Annotated in this window: 17 protein-coding genes; 1 reads left to right on the forward strand and 16 read right to left on the reverse strand. The window is 55.1% G+C overall.

What is annotated here, in order from left to right:
* Nucleotides 1-181: 181 nt before the first annotated feature.
* Nucleotides 182-1,120: an S-layer homology domain-containing protein gene (locus tag EJL02_RS01035; protein ID WP_125114559.1), complete on the forward strand. Its 939-nt coding sequence runs from the start codon at nucleotides 182-184 to the stop codon at nucleotides 1,118-1,120.
* Nucleotides 1,121-1,172: 52 nt separating this feature from the next.
* Here the strand turns inward: EJL02_RS01035 and EJL02_RS01040 are convergent, their stop codons facing one another.
* The 16 genes from EJL02_RS01040 to trpS all read right to left on the reverse strand — a co-directional run bounded on the left by EJL02_RS01040 (nucleotide 1,173) and on the right by trpS (nucleotide 17,086).
* Nucleotides 1,173-2,948 (reverse strand): Rqc2 family fibronectin-binding protein, encoded by a 1,776-nt coding sequence (locus EJL02_RS01040; RefSeq protein ID WP_125114560.1) that lies wholly within the window; start codon nucleotides 2,946-2,948, stop codon nucleotides 1,173-1,175.
* 12 nt (nucleotides 2,949-2,960) lie between these two features.
* Nucleotides 2,961-3,737, reverse strand: a complete 777-nt coding sequence (locus EJL02_RS01045; protein ID WP_125114561.1) for a Nif3-like dinuclear metal center hexameric protein — start codon at nucleotides 3,735-3,737, stop codon at nucleotides 2,961-2,963.
* Nucleotides 3,734-4,423 carry a tRNA (adenine(22)-N(1))-methyltransferase gene (locus tag EJL02_RS01050; protein ID WP_125114562.1) on the reverse strand — a complete coding sequence of 230 codons (690 nt, stop codon included), beginning with the start codon at nucleotides 4,421-4,423 and terminating at the stop codon, nucleotides 3,734-3,736. Before EJL02_RS01050 ends, EJL02_RS01045 begins: the two co-directional genes overlap by 4 nt.
* Before the next feature lie 49 nt (nucleotides 4,424-4,472).
* On the reverse strand, nucleotides 4,473-4,673 hold the full coding sequence (locus EJL02_RS01055) for a DUF1858 domain-containing protein (RefSeq protein WP_125114563.1): 201 nt from the start codon (nucleotides 4,671-4,673) through the stop codon (nucleotides 4,473-4,475).
* A 156-nt stretch (nucleotides 4,674-4,829) separates the two neighbouring features.
* Nucleotides 4,830-5,108, reverse strand: a complete 279-nt coding sequence (locus EJL02_RS01060; RefSeq protein WP_125114564.1) for a zinc-ribbon domain containing protein — start codon at nucleotides 5,106-5,108, stop codon at nucleotides 4,830-4,832.
* Between the two features lie 77 nt (nucleotides 5,109-5,185).
* Nucleotides 5,186-5,803, reverse strand: a complete 618-nt coding sequence (locus EJL02_RS01065) for a sigma-70 family RNA polymerase sigma factor (RefSeq protein WP_125114565.1) — start codon at nucleotides 5,801-5,803, stop codon at nucleotides 5,186-5,188.
* Nucleotides 5,804-5,919: 116 nt separating this feature from the next.
* Complete coding sequence (gene glmS / locus EJL02_RS01070; RefSeq protein WP_125114566.1) at nucleotides 5,920-7,764, reverse strand: glutamine--fructose-6-phosphate transaminase (isomerizing); 1,845 nt, start codon at nucleotides 7,762-7,764, stop codon at nucleotides 5,920-5,922.
* Between the two features lie 310 nt (nucleotides 7,765-8,074).
* On the reverse strand, nucleotides 8,075-9,427 hold the full coding sequence (gene glmM / locus EJL02_RS01075) for a phosphoglucosamine mutase (RefSeq protein ID WP_125114567.1): 1,353 nt from the start codon (nucleotides 9,425-9,427) through the stop codon (nucleotides 8,075-8,077).
* Nucleotides 9,428-9,464: 37 nt separating this feature from the next.
* Nucleotides 9,465-10,505 carry a Holliday junction branch migration DNA helicase RuvB gene (gene ruvB, locus EJL02_RS01080; protein ID WP_125114568.1) on the reverse strand — a complete coding sequence of 347 codons (1,041 nt, stop codon included), beginning with the start codon at nucleotides 10,503-10,505 and terminating at the stop codon, nucleotides 9,465-9,467.
* A 12-nt stretch (nucleotides 10,506-10,517) separates the two neighbouring features.
* Complete coding sequence (gene ruvA / locus EJL02_RS01085) at nucleotides 10,518-11,126, reverse strand: Holliday junction branch migration protein RuvA (protein ID WP_125114569.1); 609 nt, start codon at nucleotides 11,124-11,126, stop codon at nucleotides 10,518-10,520.
* Nucleotides 11,127-11,621, reverse strand: coding sequence for a crossover junction endodeoxyribonuclease RuvC (gene ruvC, locus EJL02_RS01090; RefSeq protein WP_125114570.1), 495 nt, complete (start codon nucleotides 11,619-11,621; stop codon nucleotides 11,127-11,129).
* A 106-nt stretch (nucleotides 11,622-11,727) separates the two neighbouring features.
* Nucleotides 11,728-12,981 (reverse strand): methionine gamma-lyase family protein, encoded by a 1,254-nt coding sequence (locus EJL02_RS01095; RefSeq protein ID WP_243114370.1) that lies wholly within the window; start codon nucleotides 12,979-12,981, stop codon nucleotides 11,728-11,730.
* A complete protein-coding gene (locus EJL02_RS01100; RefSeq protein WP_125114571.1) occupies nucleotides 12,971-13,756 on the reverse strand; it encodes a hypothetical protein in 786 nt (261 codons plus the stop codon). The genes EJL02_RS01095 and EJL02_RS01100 overlap by 11 nt, the downstream gene beginning before the upstream one ends.
* Nucleotides 13,753-14,901, reverse strand: coding sequence for a non-hydrolyzing UDP-N-acetylglucosamine 2-epimerase (wecB, locus tag EJL02_RS01105; protein WP_125114572.1), 1,149 nt, complete (start codon nucleotides 14,899-14,901; stop codon nucleotides 13,753-13,755). The genes EJL02_RS01100 and wecB overlap by 4 nt, the downstream gene beginning before the upstream one ends.
* Complete coding sequence (locus tag EJL02_RS01110) at nucleotides 14,888-16,051, reverse strand: MraY family glycosyltransferase (protein ID WP_125114573.1); 1,164 nt, start codon at nucleotides 16,049-16,051, stop codon at nucleotides 14,888-14,890. The genes wecB and EJL02_RS01110 overlap by 14 nt, the downstream gene beginning before the upstream one ends.
* A gap of 24 nt (nucleotides 16,052-16,075) precedes the next feature.
* Entirely contained in the window at nucleotides 16,076-17,086 is a 1,011-nt protein-coding gene (gene trpS / locus EJL02_RS01115; RefSeq protein ID WP_125114574.1) for a tryptophan--tRNA ligase, read from the reverse strand.
* Between the last annotated feature and the right edge of the window lie 142 nt (nucleotides 17,087-17,228).

The raw sequence follows: 17,228 nt of genomic DNA on the forward strand, positions 1-17,228 counted from the left end.
TGCTTTCCTGATTAAAATTATGCCACATTCCTGCGTTTTCGGCAAGCACTTTTGTATGATTTTCCGTCTTTCGGCAAGGCTTCCGAAAGCACGCCGAAAGAACTGACAATTTTATGCATAAAGCCCTTATGTTTGGTGCATACTGCGATCAGAAAAGCTGTTTGGAAAGGGTGAACCAACTTTGAAAACAGATAAAAAGCTGCTCGCTGCCGTTATTCTGCTGCCGGTAACCGTTCTGTTTATGGCAGCAGCTCTCGCCTCCAGCCTGACAACCGCGTCCGCTGCCGGCAATGTCCCCATGGTACAAGCCGTGGAAGCGGAAACCTATGTGGATATTCCGATCGAAGTGGAATTGCAGGCCATGGATGCCGATAACGATATTGTTTTGTATCAGCTTGCGGAAGAACCCCGTCTCGGCACCGCCAAAATCGAGGGCAATGTTCTCTCCTATTCCCCCGGTGCCAAAGCAGGCAAAGACCGGTTTTCCTATACCGCTGTTGACGCCGAGGGCAATACCGCGCAATCTGCCGATATCACCATTCAGTTGCAGAAAAACCGAGCGGGCCTTACCTACTCGGATATGGTCGGCAATCCTGCGCATTACGCCGCGCTTTGCCTTGCGGAAAACGGCATCATGACTGGCGAGAACATCGGCGGCTGCTCGTTTTTCCATCCCACGCAAACGGTAACGCGCAGCGAATTCATCGCCATGGCGGCTTCGGTTGCCGAGCTTCCCGTGGAACCAACCGAACAGACTGATTTTGCGGACGATTCCGGCCTGTCAGCTTGGTCCAAGCCGTTCATCAGCACCGCTGCCGCCAACGGCTTGGTCAACGGATATCAGACTGCGGGTGGTCTTGCCGAAATCCGCGGCCAAAACCCGATTACCCTGGCAGAGGCAAGTGTGATCGTAAGCAACTTGTTGACCGAAACCATGGACGGCCTGCAATATACGCTCGCTGAGGACCACAGTGACATGGATTGGGCGCTGGCTGCCGTCAGCAGCTTAAATCGTCTGGATGTCCTGTCCCCTCTCACTGCCATGCGGGACGACAGCGAGCCGATCACACGGCAGGACGCGTGCGAAATGCTGTATCGAACCATGTGCCTGATGCAGTAATAACGAACTCCCATACTACAAAAACGGCGTGCAAAAAGCACGCCGTTTTGATTTATTCGATGCGAAGTTTTTCAATCGCCTGCTCATCCGGCGTGACGTATGCCGTCTGGTAAACATGATAAATCACCATGCCCGGCTTCGCGCCGGCCGGCTTTTTCACCTGCCGCACGGGCGTATAATCCACCGGCACGAGCGAGGACTGCCGCGCTTTGGAGTGATACGCCGCAATCATGGCGGCTTCAGTCATTGCCTGATCGGTCGGCTCCCGCCCATCCGTCACAAGAATGACATGCGAACCGTGAATTTTCTGCGTATGGAACCAGATATCGCTCTTGAATGCCGTTTTGAGCGTAAGCAAATCATTTTGCAGATTGTTCTTGCCCGCAAAAACATCAAATCCGTCGCTCGTACGGTAATGGAACGGTTTGGCCGATACCGGCTTTGCGCGCAGTTTTTTGTTGCGCGTCTGCTTGCTCGACAAAATGCCTGTCTGGGTCAGCTCCTCGCGCAGCTGTGACAGATCGCGCTCGCTTTCCGCTTCGCCCAGCGATACCAGCACGCTTTCCAGATACTCCAGATCCGCCCTGCCCCGCTCAATTTGCTGCGTAAGCATGATTTCCGCGGTCTTGGCCTTATTGTACATCTTGAAGTATCGCTGCGCATTCTGCTGCGGCGTCAGACGCACATCGAGGGTGATCTCGACCTCCGGGCAATCCTCTGTGTAATAGTCCACCACTGTGGCCTTATTCATGCCTTTCTCCAGCTGATACAAATTCGCCGTAATCAAATCGCCCATGCGCTTGTACTGTTCGCGATTGTGCGTGGCGTCCAGTTCTTTCTGCTGCGCCGCCAGCTTGCGTGCCAGACGGTCGCGCGCATTTGTTACAGTCTTATGCAGATCGGCCGAGCGCCGCGCCATACGCTCGATTTTTCCCTTTTTCTCATAAAACGCAGCCAGCAGCGAGGAGAAACTGTCCGCCTGCGAAACCGTCATCAGTCCTTCGTATTGCGTCACTGGCAGGAAAGTAAAATCGAACACCGCGCCGTTTTCTGTCTTGGTGAGCAGAAAAGGCTTCCATCGTTTTTCCTGCACATAGGCGATGAAATCATCATACACTTGCCCCAAGCGCTCCTGCGGCGCTGCCGAGAGCGTGCCGATCCGCGCCGCCGCGTCACCGGTTGCACGGTAGCTCAGCTCGCGGCACAGCAGCGGCGAGAAACCCAGCAATTGTCCCAGCAGAAAGCGGTCAAGCGGCTGCTCTCCGTCCGCTTGCATGACCGCAGCCACCAATCCGGCGCCGGACAGAGAAAACGGGTCGTGCTTATCCTGCGCCGGCGGCATCCGGTAAAACAAACCGGGCAGTACCTGCCGTCTGCCGGACAGATCACCGTCAATGCGCCGCATGGCGTCAATGATGCGATTGTCCTCCCCGCACAGGATCACGTTCGAGTGCTTACCCATCAGCTCACAAATCAGGTGTTTCTTGCAGGGCACACCCATTTCGTCGGTGGTGTCCAGCTCGATCGTCAGCATGCGTTCAACCGCAGGCTGCACAATGGCAGAAATCTTTGCGCCCTGTACATGTTTGCGCAGCAGCATGCAGAACATCGGCGGAGCGGCAGGGTTTTCGCGCGCCGCATCAATGAAATGCACGCGTGCCGCACCTGCTGCGATCGAGATCAGCAGGCGCTTTGCGCCGCCCTGTCCCCGCGTTTGCAGCACGATTTCATCGCGGTCGGGTTGATAGACCTTTTCCACGCGGCAGCCCGCCAGTGCTTCATTCAGTTCATGGGTCACTGCCCCAAGGCAGATGGCATCTAATGGCATATCGAATCTTCCTTAAACAAATTGAATGCAGTCGGCATGACGTTCGGACACCATCGTCCGCACCTGCGGGAATGCGCCGCAGATCTGCTCGGCAAATACCGCCGCGATCGGGTTTTCCGTTGGGAAATGTCCCGCATCGACCAATGTCAAGCCAATCGACTGCGCGCGCTGCATCAGATCATAGCTGCAATCGCCGATCACAAACGCATCCGCGCCCTTGGCTTGTGCGTCATCCATCATTTTACCGCAGGCGCCGCCGCCAACCGCCACACGGCGAATCGGACGGCCGCCATCACAGAATCGCACGCCGCCCGCGCGCAAGCACTCCTTGACATATTCCGCAAACTCCCGCGGCTGCATCTCGCGCGGCAAATCGCCCACTCGCCCGAGCATGCGGTTGTCCCCCGCTTCCATGTTGACCACATTGGTCAAAAATAATGCAGCGGCCAGCGCATCATTCACGCCGCCCCACGCGCTATCCGCATTGGTATGCATGCAGATCAGGGCAATGTCATGCTTGATGGCTGCGCGCAGCACCCGACCGGTCGCGTCGTCGGTGGTCACACGGCTGACCGAAGTGAAAATCGCCGGATGATGCGCAACGATCAGCTGTGCGCCGCACGATACCGCTTCTTCCACCACCTGTTCGGTGATATCCAACGCACACAAAGCTGCTGTTACCGGCTGGCTGCGGTCGCCGCACAGCAGACCGACGTTATCCCAATGCTCCGCCAGATCGGGGGGTGCAAACCCTTCCAGAAAGGTTAAAATATCCTGTACCGTACTCATTGTAATCCCTCCAATGCCTGTTTCATCTGCATTACCAGACGGCGCTGCGCCTCTATACGCGATGCCTCCAATTCACTGGCCCGTTCCATGCCGTCCAGCGCGCGCTGTTCCCGCGTCAGCAAAACACGCAGATAGTCCTGCGCGCCGTCCGCTTGCAGCAATGCCGGGGAAAAAGCGCATTGCCACAGCGGCAGTTGTTTTTCCTCCGCGCCGCCGCGCACCGATAAGATCACATACCGCCGCCGATCCTCCCGGCACACTGTCTCACGCGTAATCTCATAGCCGTTGGCCCACAGCCACTGGCGCAGCTCATACACCATTGTCATCGGCTGGAGCAGCAGCAAATGCCGGCCTTGCGCACACCACGGAGCAGCTTGCAAGATTTCTGCGATGGTCTGTCCGCCCATGCCGGCGATGCTGACCGTATCGCACTCCTCCGGCTGCACGGCGTCCAGGCCCGCTGCAAGCCGCAGTGAAAGGGCAACACTATGTTCCGCTGCATTGCGCGCGGCATGCGCGAGCGGTCCTTCGCGAATATCTGAGCCGATTGCCGCCGTGATTTTTCCCGCAAGCAAAAGAGAAATCGGCAGCTTTCCGTGATCGGTACCCACGTCCGCCAATCTTGCATTCTGCGGGACAAGCGAAGCCAAGCACGCAAGCCGCGGCGTTAAAACCATACTTTCCATATTTCACCCAAAAAAACAGAGCCGGCATCTGCCGGCTCCGGTTTTGCTTTTACTCGCCCAGAAAAGCGTTCAGCTTGGCAACCAGCTCGTCTGCGTTGGTGCCGTGTACCATGCAGGCTTCCTCAATGCTCTCGCCCTGAGACGCCGGGCAGCCCAGGCAATGCATGCCGATTTCCATGAAAAACTTTGCCGTATCCAGATTGCGGTTGAGTACCTCGCCAATCGTGGTCTTTTTCGTAATCGCAGCCATATTGGACCTCCATCTATTTTTATTTGTTATCAGTATACCGCAAAAACGCGTATAATTCAATCACAAATCCAAAAAATTTCGCCGTTTTGTGCCAGCTCGATCAAGCAAACAAAAGGTGTCCGGCACAGAAACCGGACACCCTTCTGTTTTTTGCAATCAGCCCTGCTCGCGCATCTTGGCGAAGCACTCGCTGCAATATACCGGACGGTCAGACTTGGGCTCAAACGGAACGCGAGCCTCGCCGCCGCAAGCAGCACAGGTAGCGGTGAAGTATTCACGCGGGCCACGAGCCGCGTTCTTGCGCGCATCGCGGCAAGCCTTGCAGCGCTGGGGCTCATTCTGGAAGCCGCGCTCTGCGTAGAACTCCTGCTCGCCGGCGGTGAACACAAATTCCTTACCGCATTCCTTGCATACTAAAGTCTTGTCTTCGTACATGGTTTTTACCTCTCTTTGATACCGTTCCCTCGGGAAACTGAAATTATATGCGCACAGGCCTTCCCGCCTGCAATCGCCTATTGGGGTTTGATAGCTGCCGATTTCCGCTTGATGCGCTGGATGGCATTATCCACAGACTTGATCGGTTTTTGCAGCGTTTCGGACATCTCCTCATAGGATAAGCCGTCCAGAAACAACGTCAAAACCCTCGCCTCGAACTCAGACAGGAGCGAGTAGAGCCGACGGATCAGCTCTTCCCTCTCTTCGTTGCCGATCACCAGCGATTCTGGATCACCAATCGGTGCCGTAACCCGGGTGTGCGATTCCGCAAGGTCCTCAAAAAGAGGTCGATCGATTGACACGGAACGGTTCAGCGGATCATGCTTGAGCGAAGCAGCCGCGCGCACTGCGGAAAAGATTTTCCGCATGACACACAGCTTTGCAAAGGCGCCGAACGGAGCCCCTTTCGACTCATCATATTCGCGGATAGCTTTCATCAGTCCCAGCATACCTTCCTGAATCAAATCCTCTGCATCCGCCCCCACCAAGAAATAGGGTCGCGCACAGGTTTTCACCAGCCGGGTATACCGTTTTACCAAATCTTCCGCCGCAGTTCCGTCGCCCTGCTGCGCCATGCGGCACAGTTTTTCGTCAGAAACCGGTTCGGAGGAAAGCATTTTATTACCATTTCTCATGTCAAGACTCATTATATGCGATACTTCTGGAAATGTCAAGAAATTTTTGTGAATTCTACTGTTTTGTCCCAAAAATACTATCGTATTTTTGTGCCGTTTGAACAATAGCTGTGTGTTTATTCAACCGTTACCGATTTCGCCAGATTACGCGGCTTATCGACATCGCAGTTTCGCTCCACCGCAATATAGTATGCCAAAAGCTGCATGGGAATAATCGAAAGCGATGCAGAAAATTCCGACAGGCACTTCGGCAGACGGATGATATGCTGGCAGACCGATTCATCGCCGGTAAAATCGTCGGTCGTAACCAATACAACCACCGCGCCGCGGGACACGACCTCGCGGATATTGGAGACGGTTTTTTCAAACAGCGCCGGCTGCGTCGCAAGCGCAACAACCAGTGTGCCTTCTTCGATCAGCGAAATGGTACCGTGTTTGAGTTCGCCCGCAGCATATGCCTCCGAATGGATATAAGAAATCTCCTTAAGTTTGAGCGAGGCTTCGAGCGCCGCTGCATAGTCCAGTCCGCGGCCCAGGAAGAAAACGCTCGGCCGGTTAGCATAGAGTGTTGCAATGCGCTGCATATCTTCCTGACATTCAAGCGTCTTTTCAATGCAGCTGGGCAGGCGCTGCAATTCCGCGCACAGCGCACGCTCATCCCCGATGGAAATCAAACCGCGGGTGCGTGCAATCTTGACCGAAATCAGATACAGCGCAGACAGCTGCGCAGAGTATGCCTTGGTGGTTGCAACCGAAATCTCAGGTCCAGCCCAAGTGTACAGCACGCCGTCTGCCTCACGGGCAATCGTGGAAGAAACAACGTTGACGATCGCGATCGTAAACGCGCCAGCCTGCTTGGCCAGACGCATCGCAGCAAGTGTATCTGCTGTTTCGCCCGACTGGCTGATCACGATGCAAAGATCCTTCTTGCCGATGATCGGATTTTCATAGCGGAATTCCGAGGCGACCTCCGCCGAGCAGCGGATGCGGCACATCGCTTCGATCACGCGTTTGCCAACCATACCGGCATGAAGCGCCGAGCCGCAGCCTACAATGTGGATGTTTTCAATATCGCGCAGCCGTTCGTCGGTCAGACCGTTATCCTCAAATACAACCGCGTTGTTCTGAATGCGCGGTTTGACGGTGTCCGCCACTGCCTTGGGCTGCTCCATGATCTCCTTGAGCATGAAGTGCTGATAGCCGCCCTTTTCGGCCGCCGACATATCCCATGTCACCGTCTGTACGGTTTTATCCACCACGTCACCGAATTCGTTCATCACAACGACGCTGTCCGGACGGACGATCGCAACTTCGTTGTCATCCAGAATGATATATTTCTTGGTTCTGCCGATGATGGCCGTGATGTCGGACGCGATCATATTCTCGCCTTCGCCCACGCCGATGACCAGCGGATTGTCGCGGCGTGCCGCGACGATCTCTTCCGGATTGTCCATCGACACCACACCCAAAGCATATGAACCGCGGATGCGCTGCACAGCATTCAGCACAGTCTTTGCCAGATCCTCCTGTTTGCCCGTATGCAGATAGTCCACCAGATGCGCCACGGTTTCCGTATCCGTCTCCGACTGGAAGGTGTAGCCGTGCGCCTCCAGGCGCTCACGCAGCTCCTTATAGTTTTCAATGATACCGTTATGGACGACCGCAACCTTGCCCTTGCCGTCCTTGCCGCCCAGATGCGGGTGCGAGTTCCGGTCGGACGGCTCGCCATGCGTCGCCCAACGGGTGTGACCGATACCGCAGGTGCAGTACAGGTCGCCTTCCTCGCGGATCTTTTCTTCCAGATTGGCAATGCGGCCACGTGTTTTGACCACGCGCAATCCATCCTTGGTAAACGCTGCAATACCGGCCGAATCATAGCCGCGGTATTCCAAGCTGTACAGACCTTTAATCAAAATAGGCAGCGCGTTTTCGCGTCCCGTAAAACCGACAATTCCACACATAAAAAATAATCCTCCAAAAAAAAGAAGCCAGATTTCTAAAAATAGGTATAAAAATAGTGCGTTACGCATAACTGCTCTGTCCGCACAGTCGCCCGTGCGTTTTAACAGTCTGCTGACGACCAACTCACTCATGGCCGAAGGGCACCCGCCGAAACTTTCGATTAACCCTTACCTCGTCAACTGCGATACCGGCTGCACCGCAGTTCTGGCGCTTTGACTGCTATTCACTTGTCATCATGGGTTCTCACCTTCTTTCAAACAAAACAAGGTGGATGCGAAAACCACATCCACCCTCGTTGGCTCTTTCTTATTATACGACAGACTCAATGACTTTGGCAACCCTTTTTGCCAAAGTATCTACCTGCTCGCTGTCCTTGCCCTCGACCATCACACGGACCAGCGCTTCCGTACCGGAAGGACGCACCAGAATACGGCCGTTTTCGCCGAGTTCCGCCGATGCCTGATCGATCGCCGCCTTGACTTCGGGCAGCTGTTGCAGCGTTGCTTTCTGATCGTTCGGTACCTTGACGTTGATCATCAGCTGCGGCCACGGCACCACTTCTGCCGCGATTTCCGAGCACTTCTTGCCGCTTGCCTTGAGGATCGACATAAACTGCAGTGCAGTCAGTTCGCCGTCGCCCGTCGAAGCATATTCCAGGAAAATAACATGGCCGGACTGCTCGCCGCCCAGAATATAGCCCTTCTGCAGCATCATTTCCAGCACATAGCGGTCGCCCACGTTGGAACACTCAATGCGCATGCCATTCTTCTCGGCGTAAGCGTGCAGGCCCATGTTGGACAACACCGTTGCCACAAATGCGCCGCCGCGCAGTTTGCCTTCCTTCTTCATGTGCGCCGCACAAACCGCCATGATGCGGTCGCCGTCCAGTTCTTCGCCGGTTTCGTCCACGATCAGGCAGCGGTCCGCGTCACCGTCGAACGCGACACCCAGATCAAAGTCGCCATTCCTGACGCGCTTTTTCAGCTGGTCCAGATGCGTGGAACCGCAGTTATCGTTGATGTTAATACCGTCCGGCTCGTAAAAACGGATTTCCGCCTTACACTCGACCAGACGCATCAGACGCTCCACCGTGGTGGAGGAAGCGCCGTTTGCGCAGTCCACTGCAACGCGCAGACCGGACAGGTCGCCATTGATAGTCTCCGCCAGATGATCGGTGTATTCCACCACCGGGTCGATCTCACTCTTGATGACACGGCCCAGCTTTTCATGGGTCATCTTCGGAATGGACTCGAAATCGTCAATCAAATCTTCAATCTTCGCTTCGGTTTCATCCGGCAGCTTATAGCCGTTGCCCGCAAAAATCTTGATGCCGTTGTATTCAAAGGAATTGTGGCTGGCCGAAATGACAATGCCCGCATCCGCCTTATGCTTGATGGTCAGGAAAGCGACTGCCGGCGTTGGAATCACGCCAAGCAGCTCCACATCCGCGCCGACCGAGCAAATGCCCGCCACCAGCGCATTCTCCAGCATATCCGAAGAGATGCGGGTGTCCTTGCCGATCAGCAGCTTTGCCTTACCGGCATGTGTTGCTTCCTGTGTCAGCGCATACGCTGCCGCAGCGCCGATTTTAAAGGCCAGCAGCGCATCCAGTTCGAGGTTTGCAATACCGCGGACGCCGTCCGTTCCGAAATATCTACCCAATATAAAACACCTAACTTTCTTATTTTAAGCGGCGGCTTCACAGCATCTGCTGTCCGTCCGCCGGTTCCATATGCATATGACGGTAAGCCTGCATCGTGACGCAGCGTCCCCGCGGGGTGCGGCTGAGAAAGCCGATCTGCATCAGGTACGGCTCATAAACATCTTCCAGTGTGATCGCTTCTTCGCCGATGGTCGCGGCCAGCGTATCCAGTCCGACCGGACCGCCGCCATAATTGAGCATGATGCTTTTGAGCATCCGCCGGTCTACGTTGTCAAGGCCCAGCTCATCGATCTCCAGTGCGCGCAGCGCCATATCCGCGCTCGCCTTGTCGATCGTACCCGTGCCGCGCACCTGTGCAAAATCGCGCACGCGGCGCAGCAGACGGTTGGCAATACGCGGTGTCCCGCGGCTGCGGCGCGCGATCTCAAACGCGCCTTCATGCTCACACGGCACATTCAGAATACCGGCCGATCGCTCAACGATCTGACACAATTCTTCCGGGGAATACAATTCCAGCCGAAGCATGACGCCAAAGCGGTCGCGCAGCGGACTGGTCATCTGTCCTGCCCGCGTCGTCGCGCCGATCAGCGTAAACCGCGGCAGGTCGATCCGGATAGAACGCGCGGACGGCCCTTTGCCGATAATAATATCCAGCGCGTAGTCTTCCATTGCCGGATACAGGATTTCCTCTACCGCGCGATCCAGACGGTGAATCTCGTCGATAAACAAAATATCATTTTCTGAAAGGTTTGTCAATAAAGCTGCCAAATCTCCTGCTTTTTCGATTGCAGGACCGCTGGTGACACGGATGTTAACACCCATTTCACTGGCGATGATTCCGGCCAGCGTCGTTTTGCCCAAACCGGGCGGGCCATACAGCAGCGTATGGTCGAGCGATTCCCCGCGCATTTTCGCCGCCTGGATATAGACGCTCAAATTTTCCTTCGCTTTGGTCTGGCCGACATAGTCCGCCATGGTTTTTGGCCGCAGCGAATTTTCTGCTTCATCCTCGGAAAGCTGACGGGTGGAAATGATCCGCTCGTCGTCCGCCATCCCGCCGGAAAATTCTATACTCAAAGGAACACTCCCTTACTGTTTGACCAGCTTTTTCAGGCACTGGCGGATGATATCCTCCGCCTCCATCTGCGCGGTATCCAGCCCTTCCATCGCATGCAGCGCTTCCGCCTGACTATAACCGAGCACCATCAGTGCCGCCACAGCTTCCTGCGTATGGTTGACGCCGCCGGACGCTGCCGCAGCCACAGCCGGTGATGCCGCAGACGCTGTTTCAAGCTGCTCTTTGCTCATTTTGTCCCGCAGCTCAAGTACAATGCGCTGTGCGATCTTCTTGCCGATGCCGGGTGCCTGCATGAGGATCTTTTCGTCGCCTGTGATGATGGACAACGCCAACCGGTCGGGCGGTGCGATCGACAAAATGGACAGCGCCGCCTTGGGTCCGACGCCGGACACGCCGATCATCATTTTAAAACACGACAGTTCTTCCTCGTCGATAAATCCATATAATTCAAAAATATCCTCACGCACATTCAAAAAGGTGAGGAGACGCGCATGTGCGCCGATTTTAAGCTTGCCGATCGTGTTCTGCGACGCATGGCACGCATAGCCGACGCCGCCGCAATCAATGACAGCAAGCCCTTGTTCCAGCACGGTCACCGTGCCATCCACATAATAAAACATTTACAGTAAGCCCTCGTATCGCATCGCCTGTCTGGAATGTCCATGGCAAATGGCAAGCGCCAGCGCATCCGCTGCGTCATCCGGCCGCGGCAGTTTGGTCAGATGCAGGATGCTTTTGGTCATCTCCATCATCTGCTTCTTTTCCGCGTTTCCGTAGCCCACAACTGCCATTTTCACCTGATTCGGCGTGTAAGAAACCGGGTTCAGGCCTTTCTGCGCAAGCGCCAGCAGGATTACCCCGCGTGCCTGCGCAACCTGAATGCCGGTCGTGATGTTTTTGGAAAAAAACAGTTCCTCTATGGCGACTTCATCCGGATGGAATGTATCCACCAATGTACAAATATCCTCGTAAATCTCACACAGGCGCAGATGCATCGGCATGCCCGGCTTGGTCGTGGCAGCGCCATACTGCACGGGCGTGAATTTTTGATTGTCAAACCGCACCACGCCATAGCCGATTGTGCCATAACCCGGATCAATGCCAAGAATCGTCATAAACGCAAACCTCTGTCTCTTAACTTATGTATTTTACCATGAAACCGCGCATTGTGCAACCATATTTGCGTGCAAAAAGAGCGGCTGCACGCCGCTCTCTGTTTTTTCACTTTGTCTGGTTTTTGATGCGCTCTGCTGCGAGCAGGATACCTGCCTTGCCCGAAGAATACGTCAATCCACCCTGCATGTAACACACATACGGCTCGCGCATCGGCGCATCCGCGGACAGTTCGATCGAGGCGCCCTGCACAAATGCGCCTGCTGCCATGATGACCGGATCATCATAGCCCGGCATAGCCCACGGCTCTGGTGTGACGAACGAATCAACCGGCGCACCGGCCTGAATGCCTTCGCAGAAGCGGCACAGCGGCTCGGGCGCGCCGAACGAGATGGTCTGGATGATATCATAGCGCGGCTCTTCCGCCTTGGGGCTGACTTCATAGCCCAGCTTTTCCATCACCTTTGCGCAGAAGATCGCCGTCTTGAGCGCCTGCGCCGTGATATGCGGCGCCATGAACAAGCCCTGATACAGCAAACGGTTCTGCCCCATCGTACAGCCGCACTCGCCGCCGATGCCCGGCGCCGTCAGCTTATACGAAGCATTCTCCACCAGATCCGCACGGCCCGCAATGTAACCGCCTGTCGGCGCAAGGCCGCCGCCCGGGTTTTTGATGAGCGAGCCCGCGATCAGATCCGCGCCTACCTGTGTCGGCTCGATCTCCTCGACAAACTCACCATAGCAGTTGTCCACCATAATCGCGGCATGCGGATTAACCGCGCGCACGGTTTGGCAGATCTCACCGATCTCCGCGCAGGACAGCGTTTTGCGCACGGCATAGCCGCGGCTGCGCTGGATAAAGACCAGCTTGACCGTTTCGTCCTTTGCCGCTTGCGCAATGGCCGGCAAATCCGGCATCCCATTCACCAGATCGACCTGCTTGTAGCCGATCCCATACTGCTTCATGCTGCCACAGTAATCGCCCGTAATTGTGTTTTGCAGCGTATCATAGGCAGGACCGGTCACAGACAACACCGTATCCCCTGCCTTGACCGCCGAAAACATGGCGCAGGAAAGCGCATGTGTTCCATTGACAAAGCCGATACGCACCAACGCCGCTTCCGTACCAAAAATGTCCGCATAAATGCGATCCAGCGTATCGCGGCCGTGATCGTCGTAACCATAGCCGGTCGTGCCGGCAAACAAGTTGTCCGACACGCGGTTTTTCGCAAACGCCGCCAACACTTTTTCCGTATTGCGGTCGCAAATCTCCTCAATCCGCGCAAAGTACGGCATGATTTCGCGCTCGGCCTGTTGACCGAGCGCGCGAATTTCCTCTGATATCTTTAACTTATCCATCATCTTGTGTTTCTTCTCCCAATAGCTTTTCACCATTCGGCAGCGTGAACAATTTCTCATCCGGCTGCTCGGTCTTGAGATTGCTGACGATCACCTGCCGCACCAGCTGGTCCCCGTCATAAAACAAGGCCTTTTTCAGCAGGCCGGAAGCCGCAGAAACCGAGTAAATGCAACGATATCCGCCCTGCTCAAATTCCACCATGATGCAGGGTTCGTTATCAATGGTCTGCCGACCCGCGCTGGTGACTACAACATTCTCATCCAGCACATCCTCATAAGTGGGCAGCATCGCCGCAGCATCGTCCGAAAAGTCGCCCCAAGTGCCCTGATAGAACGTTGTACTGCCGTTCTCCCATGCGTATGCGGTATCGCCTGCATGCACGAGTGTGCTTTGAATCCCACCGGATTCGGTCAGCCTGTCCGTGCGGACGATATCTTCCCGCATATAGCGATGACAGCGCAGCGTGGAAGAACCACCATCATAATACAGCGTATTTTCAATCGTGCAGCTATACGCTTCCGGCCGCGTCAAAGACGCAATCACCTTTTGCGCGTTGTCCGGCCCGATCGTCACATCCGCCACGCTCTGTGCGGTGAGCAGTTGGCTGCCCGAACTGACTGTCGGTGTGTTTTCTGTGCCGTTTTGCAGCACAATACCGGTGTCCCGCCGGTGCAGCGCACCGGACGACAGCAGATAACTCAGAAACAGCAATCCTACAAGCACCGCGGCGCCGATTGCCGCCAGCATCGGAGTGGACGGATTTTTGTGCGGCTTCATGGTGCAAACGGAGCCGGGCCATCCGGCCGCAAGCCAAAATAGTGTTCAATCGCCTGCAAAATGCGCGCGGAAGTCTTGCCGTCACCATACGGGTTGACCGCATGCGCCATGGCAGCGTATGCATCCTTATCGTCAAACAGTTCCCGTGCCAGACGCACAATATTTTCCTGTTCCACGCCTGCGAGCTTGACGGTTCCTGCTTCAATCGCTTCCGGCCGCTCAGTCTCGCGGCGCAGCACCAGCACCGGCTTGCCCAGGCTGGGTGCCTCTTCCTGCAATCCGCCCGAATCAGTCATAATCAGATAGCAGCGCGCCATCAGGTTGTGCATCTCATCCACTGCCAGCGGATGAATCAGATGGATGCGCTCATTGCCGCCCAGGAACTTCTCCGCCGTCTCACGGACATACGGGCTTAAATGCACCGGATACACAAAATGCACATCCGGATACGCCGCCGACAGCTCCGCGATGGCGCGGCAGATGTTCTCCATCGGTTCACCGTAATTCTCGCGACGGTGCGCCGTTACCAAAACGACACGGTTGTTTTCAAAATCCAGCGTTTTCAGCTGTTCGTCACGGAAGGCAAAATCCGGCTTGACCGTCATATGGATCGCGTCAACCACCGTATTGCCCACAACGCTTACGCCTTCCGTGATGCTCTCGCGCGCGAGATTATCGCGGTTGCGCGGTGTCGGCGCAAAGTGCAGCGTTGCGATCTGGCCGGTCAGCTTGCGGTTCATCTCCTCCGGGAACGGGGAATATTTGTCATAGGTGCGCAGGCCGGCTTCCACATGGCCCACCGGGATTTTGTGATAAAATGCAGCCAGCGCGCCCGCAAAGGTCGTCGATGTATCGCCGTGCACGAGCACAATATCCGGCTTTGCCTGCTCGAGCACCTCATCCAGACCGTGCAGGCTCTTTTCCGTGATCAGCGCCAATGTCTGACGCGGCTGCATGATATTCAGGTCGTAATCCGGCTTGATCCGGAAGATATCCAGCACCTGATCGAGCATTTCACGGTGCTGCGCCGTGACGCAGACAATCGACTCGGTATTTTCATTCTGCTCCAGCGCGTGCACCAGCGGCGCCATTTTGATCGCCTCCGGGCGTGTGCCGAAAACCGTCATTACCTTAATCCTGCTCATTCTTCTTATCCTCCTGTGCAGCGTTCTCTGTTTCTGCCGTCTGTACGGATTGCTCCGATTCCGGTTCGCTGTCCTGCTCCATCTCATGCTCCGCAGGATGCTTGGCCCAATGCTCCGCGCCATAGATCACGCCTGCACCAACCAGAATCGCCGCCAAAATTGCCAGCAGCAAGAAAATCGCCTTAACCTCACCGGACGAGGTCAGTACCACCGCCGTCAGGCCAAGCGTCGCGCTGATGGCATACAAAATTGCCACCGCCTGCTTCTGATTGAAGCCCATGTCGATCAGCTTGTGATGCACATGGCCACGGTCCGGACTCATCGGGCTGCGGCCTGCCGCCACACGACGAATGATCGCGTTGGCCGTGTCGAAAATCGGCAGGCCGAGGATCAAAAACGGTACCGCAAACGAAATCACCGCATAAAACTTGAACAGACCCATGATGGACACGGTCGCCAGCATATACCCCAAAAAAGTGGATCCGGTATCGCCCATAAAGATCTTGGCCGGATTGAGGTTGTACGGCATAAAGCCGATGCAGGCGCCCGAAAGCGCCGCCATCGTTACGGCAATGGTCATGTTGCCGGTCAGTAATGCCACTGCAAGCATGGTGATCGCCGCAATTGAGGAAACGCCGACCGCAAGGCCGTCCAATCCGTCGATCAGATTGACCGCATTGGTGATGCCGACAATCCAGATGATGGTCACTGGAATCGCCAGTATGCCCAAATGGAAATACGGTGCATCCGAAAACGGATTCAAGTTGGTAAACAGCTTGATCTGCAAATCTCCAACGCAGACCGGAATGGCAGCTGCCACGATCTGCACCACAAATTTCAGCTTGGCGCCGAGCGCCAACACGTCGTCAAAAATGCCAAGCGCCACAATAATAGTTGCGCCAAGCAAAACACAAAGCATCGTCTGGTCCAATTCGCCGAAAATCAGAATAGAGGCCAGAAACCCGCCGAAAATCGCCAATCCACCCAATCGTGGTATCGGCTTTTTGTGCATGCGGCGGTTATCCTTCGGCACATCGATTGCACCAACCTTGTGCGCAAATCGTTTGACCGGCGGCGTGAAAAAATAGGAAAGCACGCCAGCTACGATAAACGCAGCCACAATCACACCAATCACAATATATTCAGGCATTGTTTGTTCCTCTCAAACCGATGATCAGCGTCCGACAAAGCCAACCTTCCGGTAAACCTTGCTGAGCGTCTTACGCGCCAGATAGGACGCTTTCTGCGCGCCTTCGGTATAAACCTGCTCCAGATAATCCTTGTTGCGCAGCAGGTCTTCGGTTTTCTCGCGGATCGGACGCAGCAATTCCACGACCGCTTCGCCCACTGCGGGTTTGAATTCGCCATAACCCTTTCCGGCAAACTCTGCTTCCACTTCCGCAATCGATTTTCCGGTTGCCACCGAATAAATTTGAATGAGGTTGGATACACCCGGCTTGCCGACCGGATCCATGATAATACGGGAATCCGAATCGGTGATCGCGCGCTTGAATTTCCGCATGATATCCTCCGGCTTATCCATCAGCAGAATAAAGCCGTTGGGGTTCTCATCGGACTTGCTCATCTTCTTTTCCGGATCCTGCAGGCTCATGATCTTCGCACCTTCGCCAGCCTTGGGGTAAAGGCCTTCCGGGATCGTGAACGTATCCGGGAACAAGCCATTGAAACGGTTGGCAATATTGCGGCAGATCTCGATATGCTGACTCTGATCCACGCCAACCGGAACCAGATTGGTCTGATACAGCAGAATATCCGCTGCCATCAAAACCGGATAGGTGAACAGGCCAACGTTTACATTATCCGCATGCTTGGCAGACTTATCCTTAAACTGCGTCATACGGGACGCTTCGCCAAACATTGTAAAGCAGTTGAGAACCCAAGCAAGTTCGGCATGCGCCGGAACATGGCTCTGAATAAACAGGATGCTCTTTTCCGGATCCAAACCGCAGGCAATATACTGTGCCAGCACCTCAAGCGTCGCGTGACGCAGCTTCACCGGATCCTGACGAACCGTAATTGCGTGCATATCGACGACACAGTATATGCAATTATAATCTTCCTGCAACAGCGGAAAATTACGAATTGCACCAAGATAGTTGCCCAAAGTCAGCTTGCCGGAAGGCTGCACACCGGAAAAAATGGTTTGTTTCTGGTTTTCGCTCATAGATAAGACTTCCCTTACTAAATGGATTGTGATTCTTTCGTACGAAGCAAACCACCCCATACTTATGAATAATCATATCATATTTCCCGTTTTCTTGCAACGAATTTTCTTGTTTTTACGCCTGATTTGCGCCGCCTGTCCC

It is taken from the genome of Agathobaculum sp. Marseille-P7918, assembly GCF_900625105.1.
Taxonomy (GTDB): Bacteria; Bacillota; Clostridia; order Oscillospirales; family Butyricicoccaceae; genus Agathobaculum.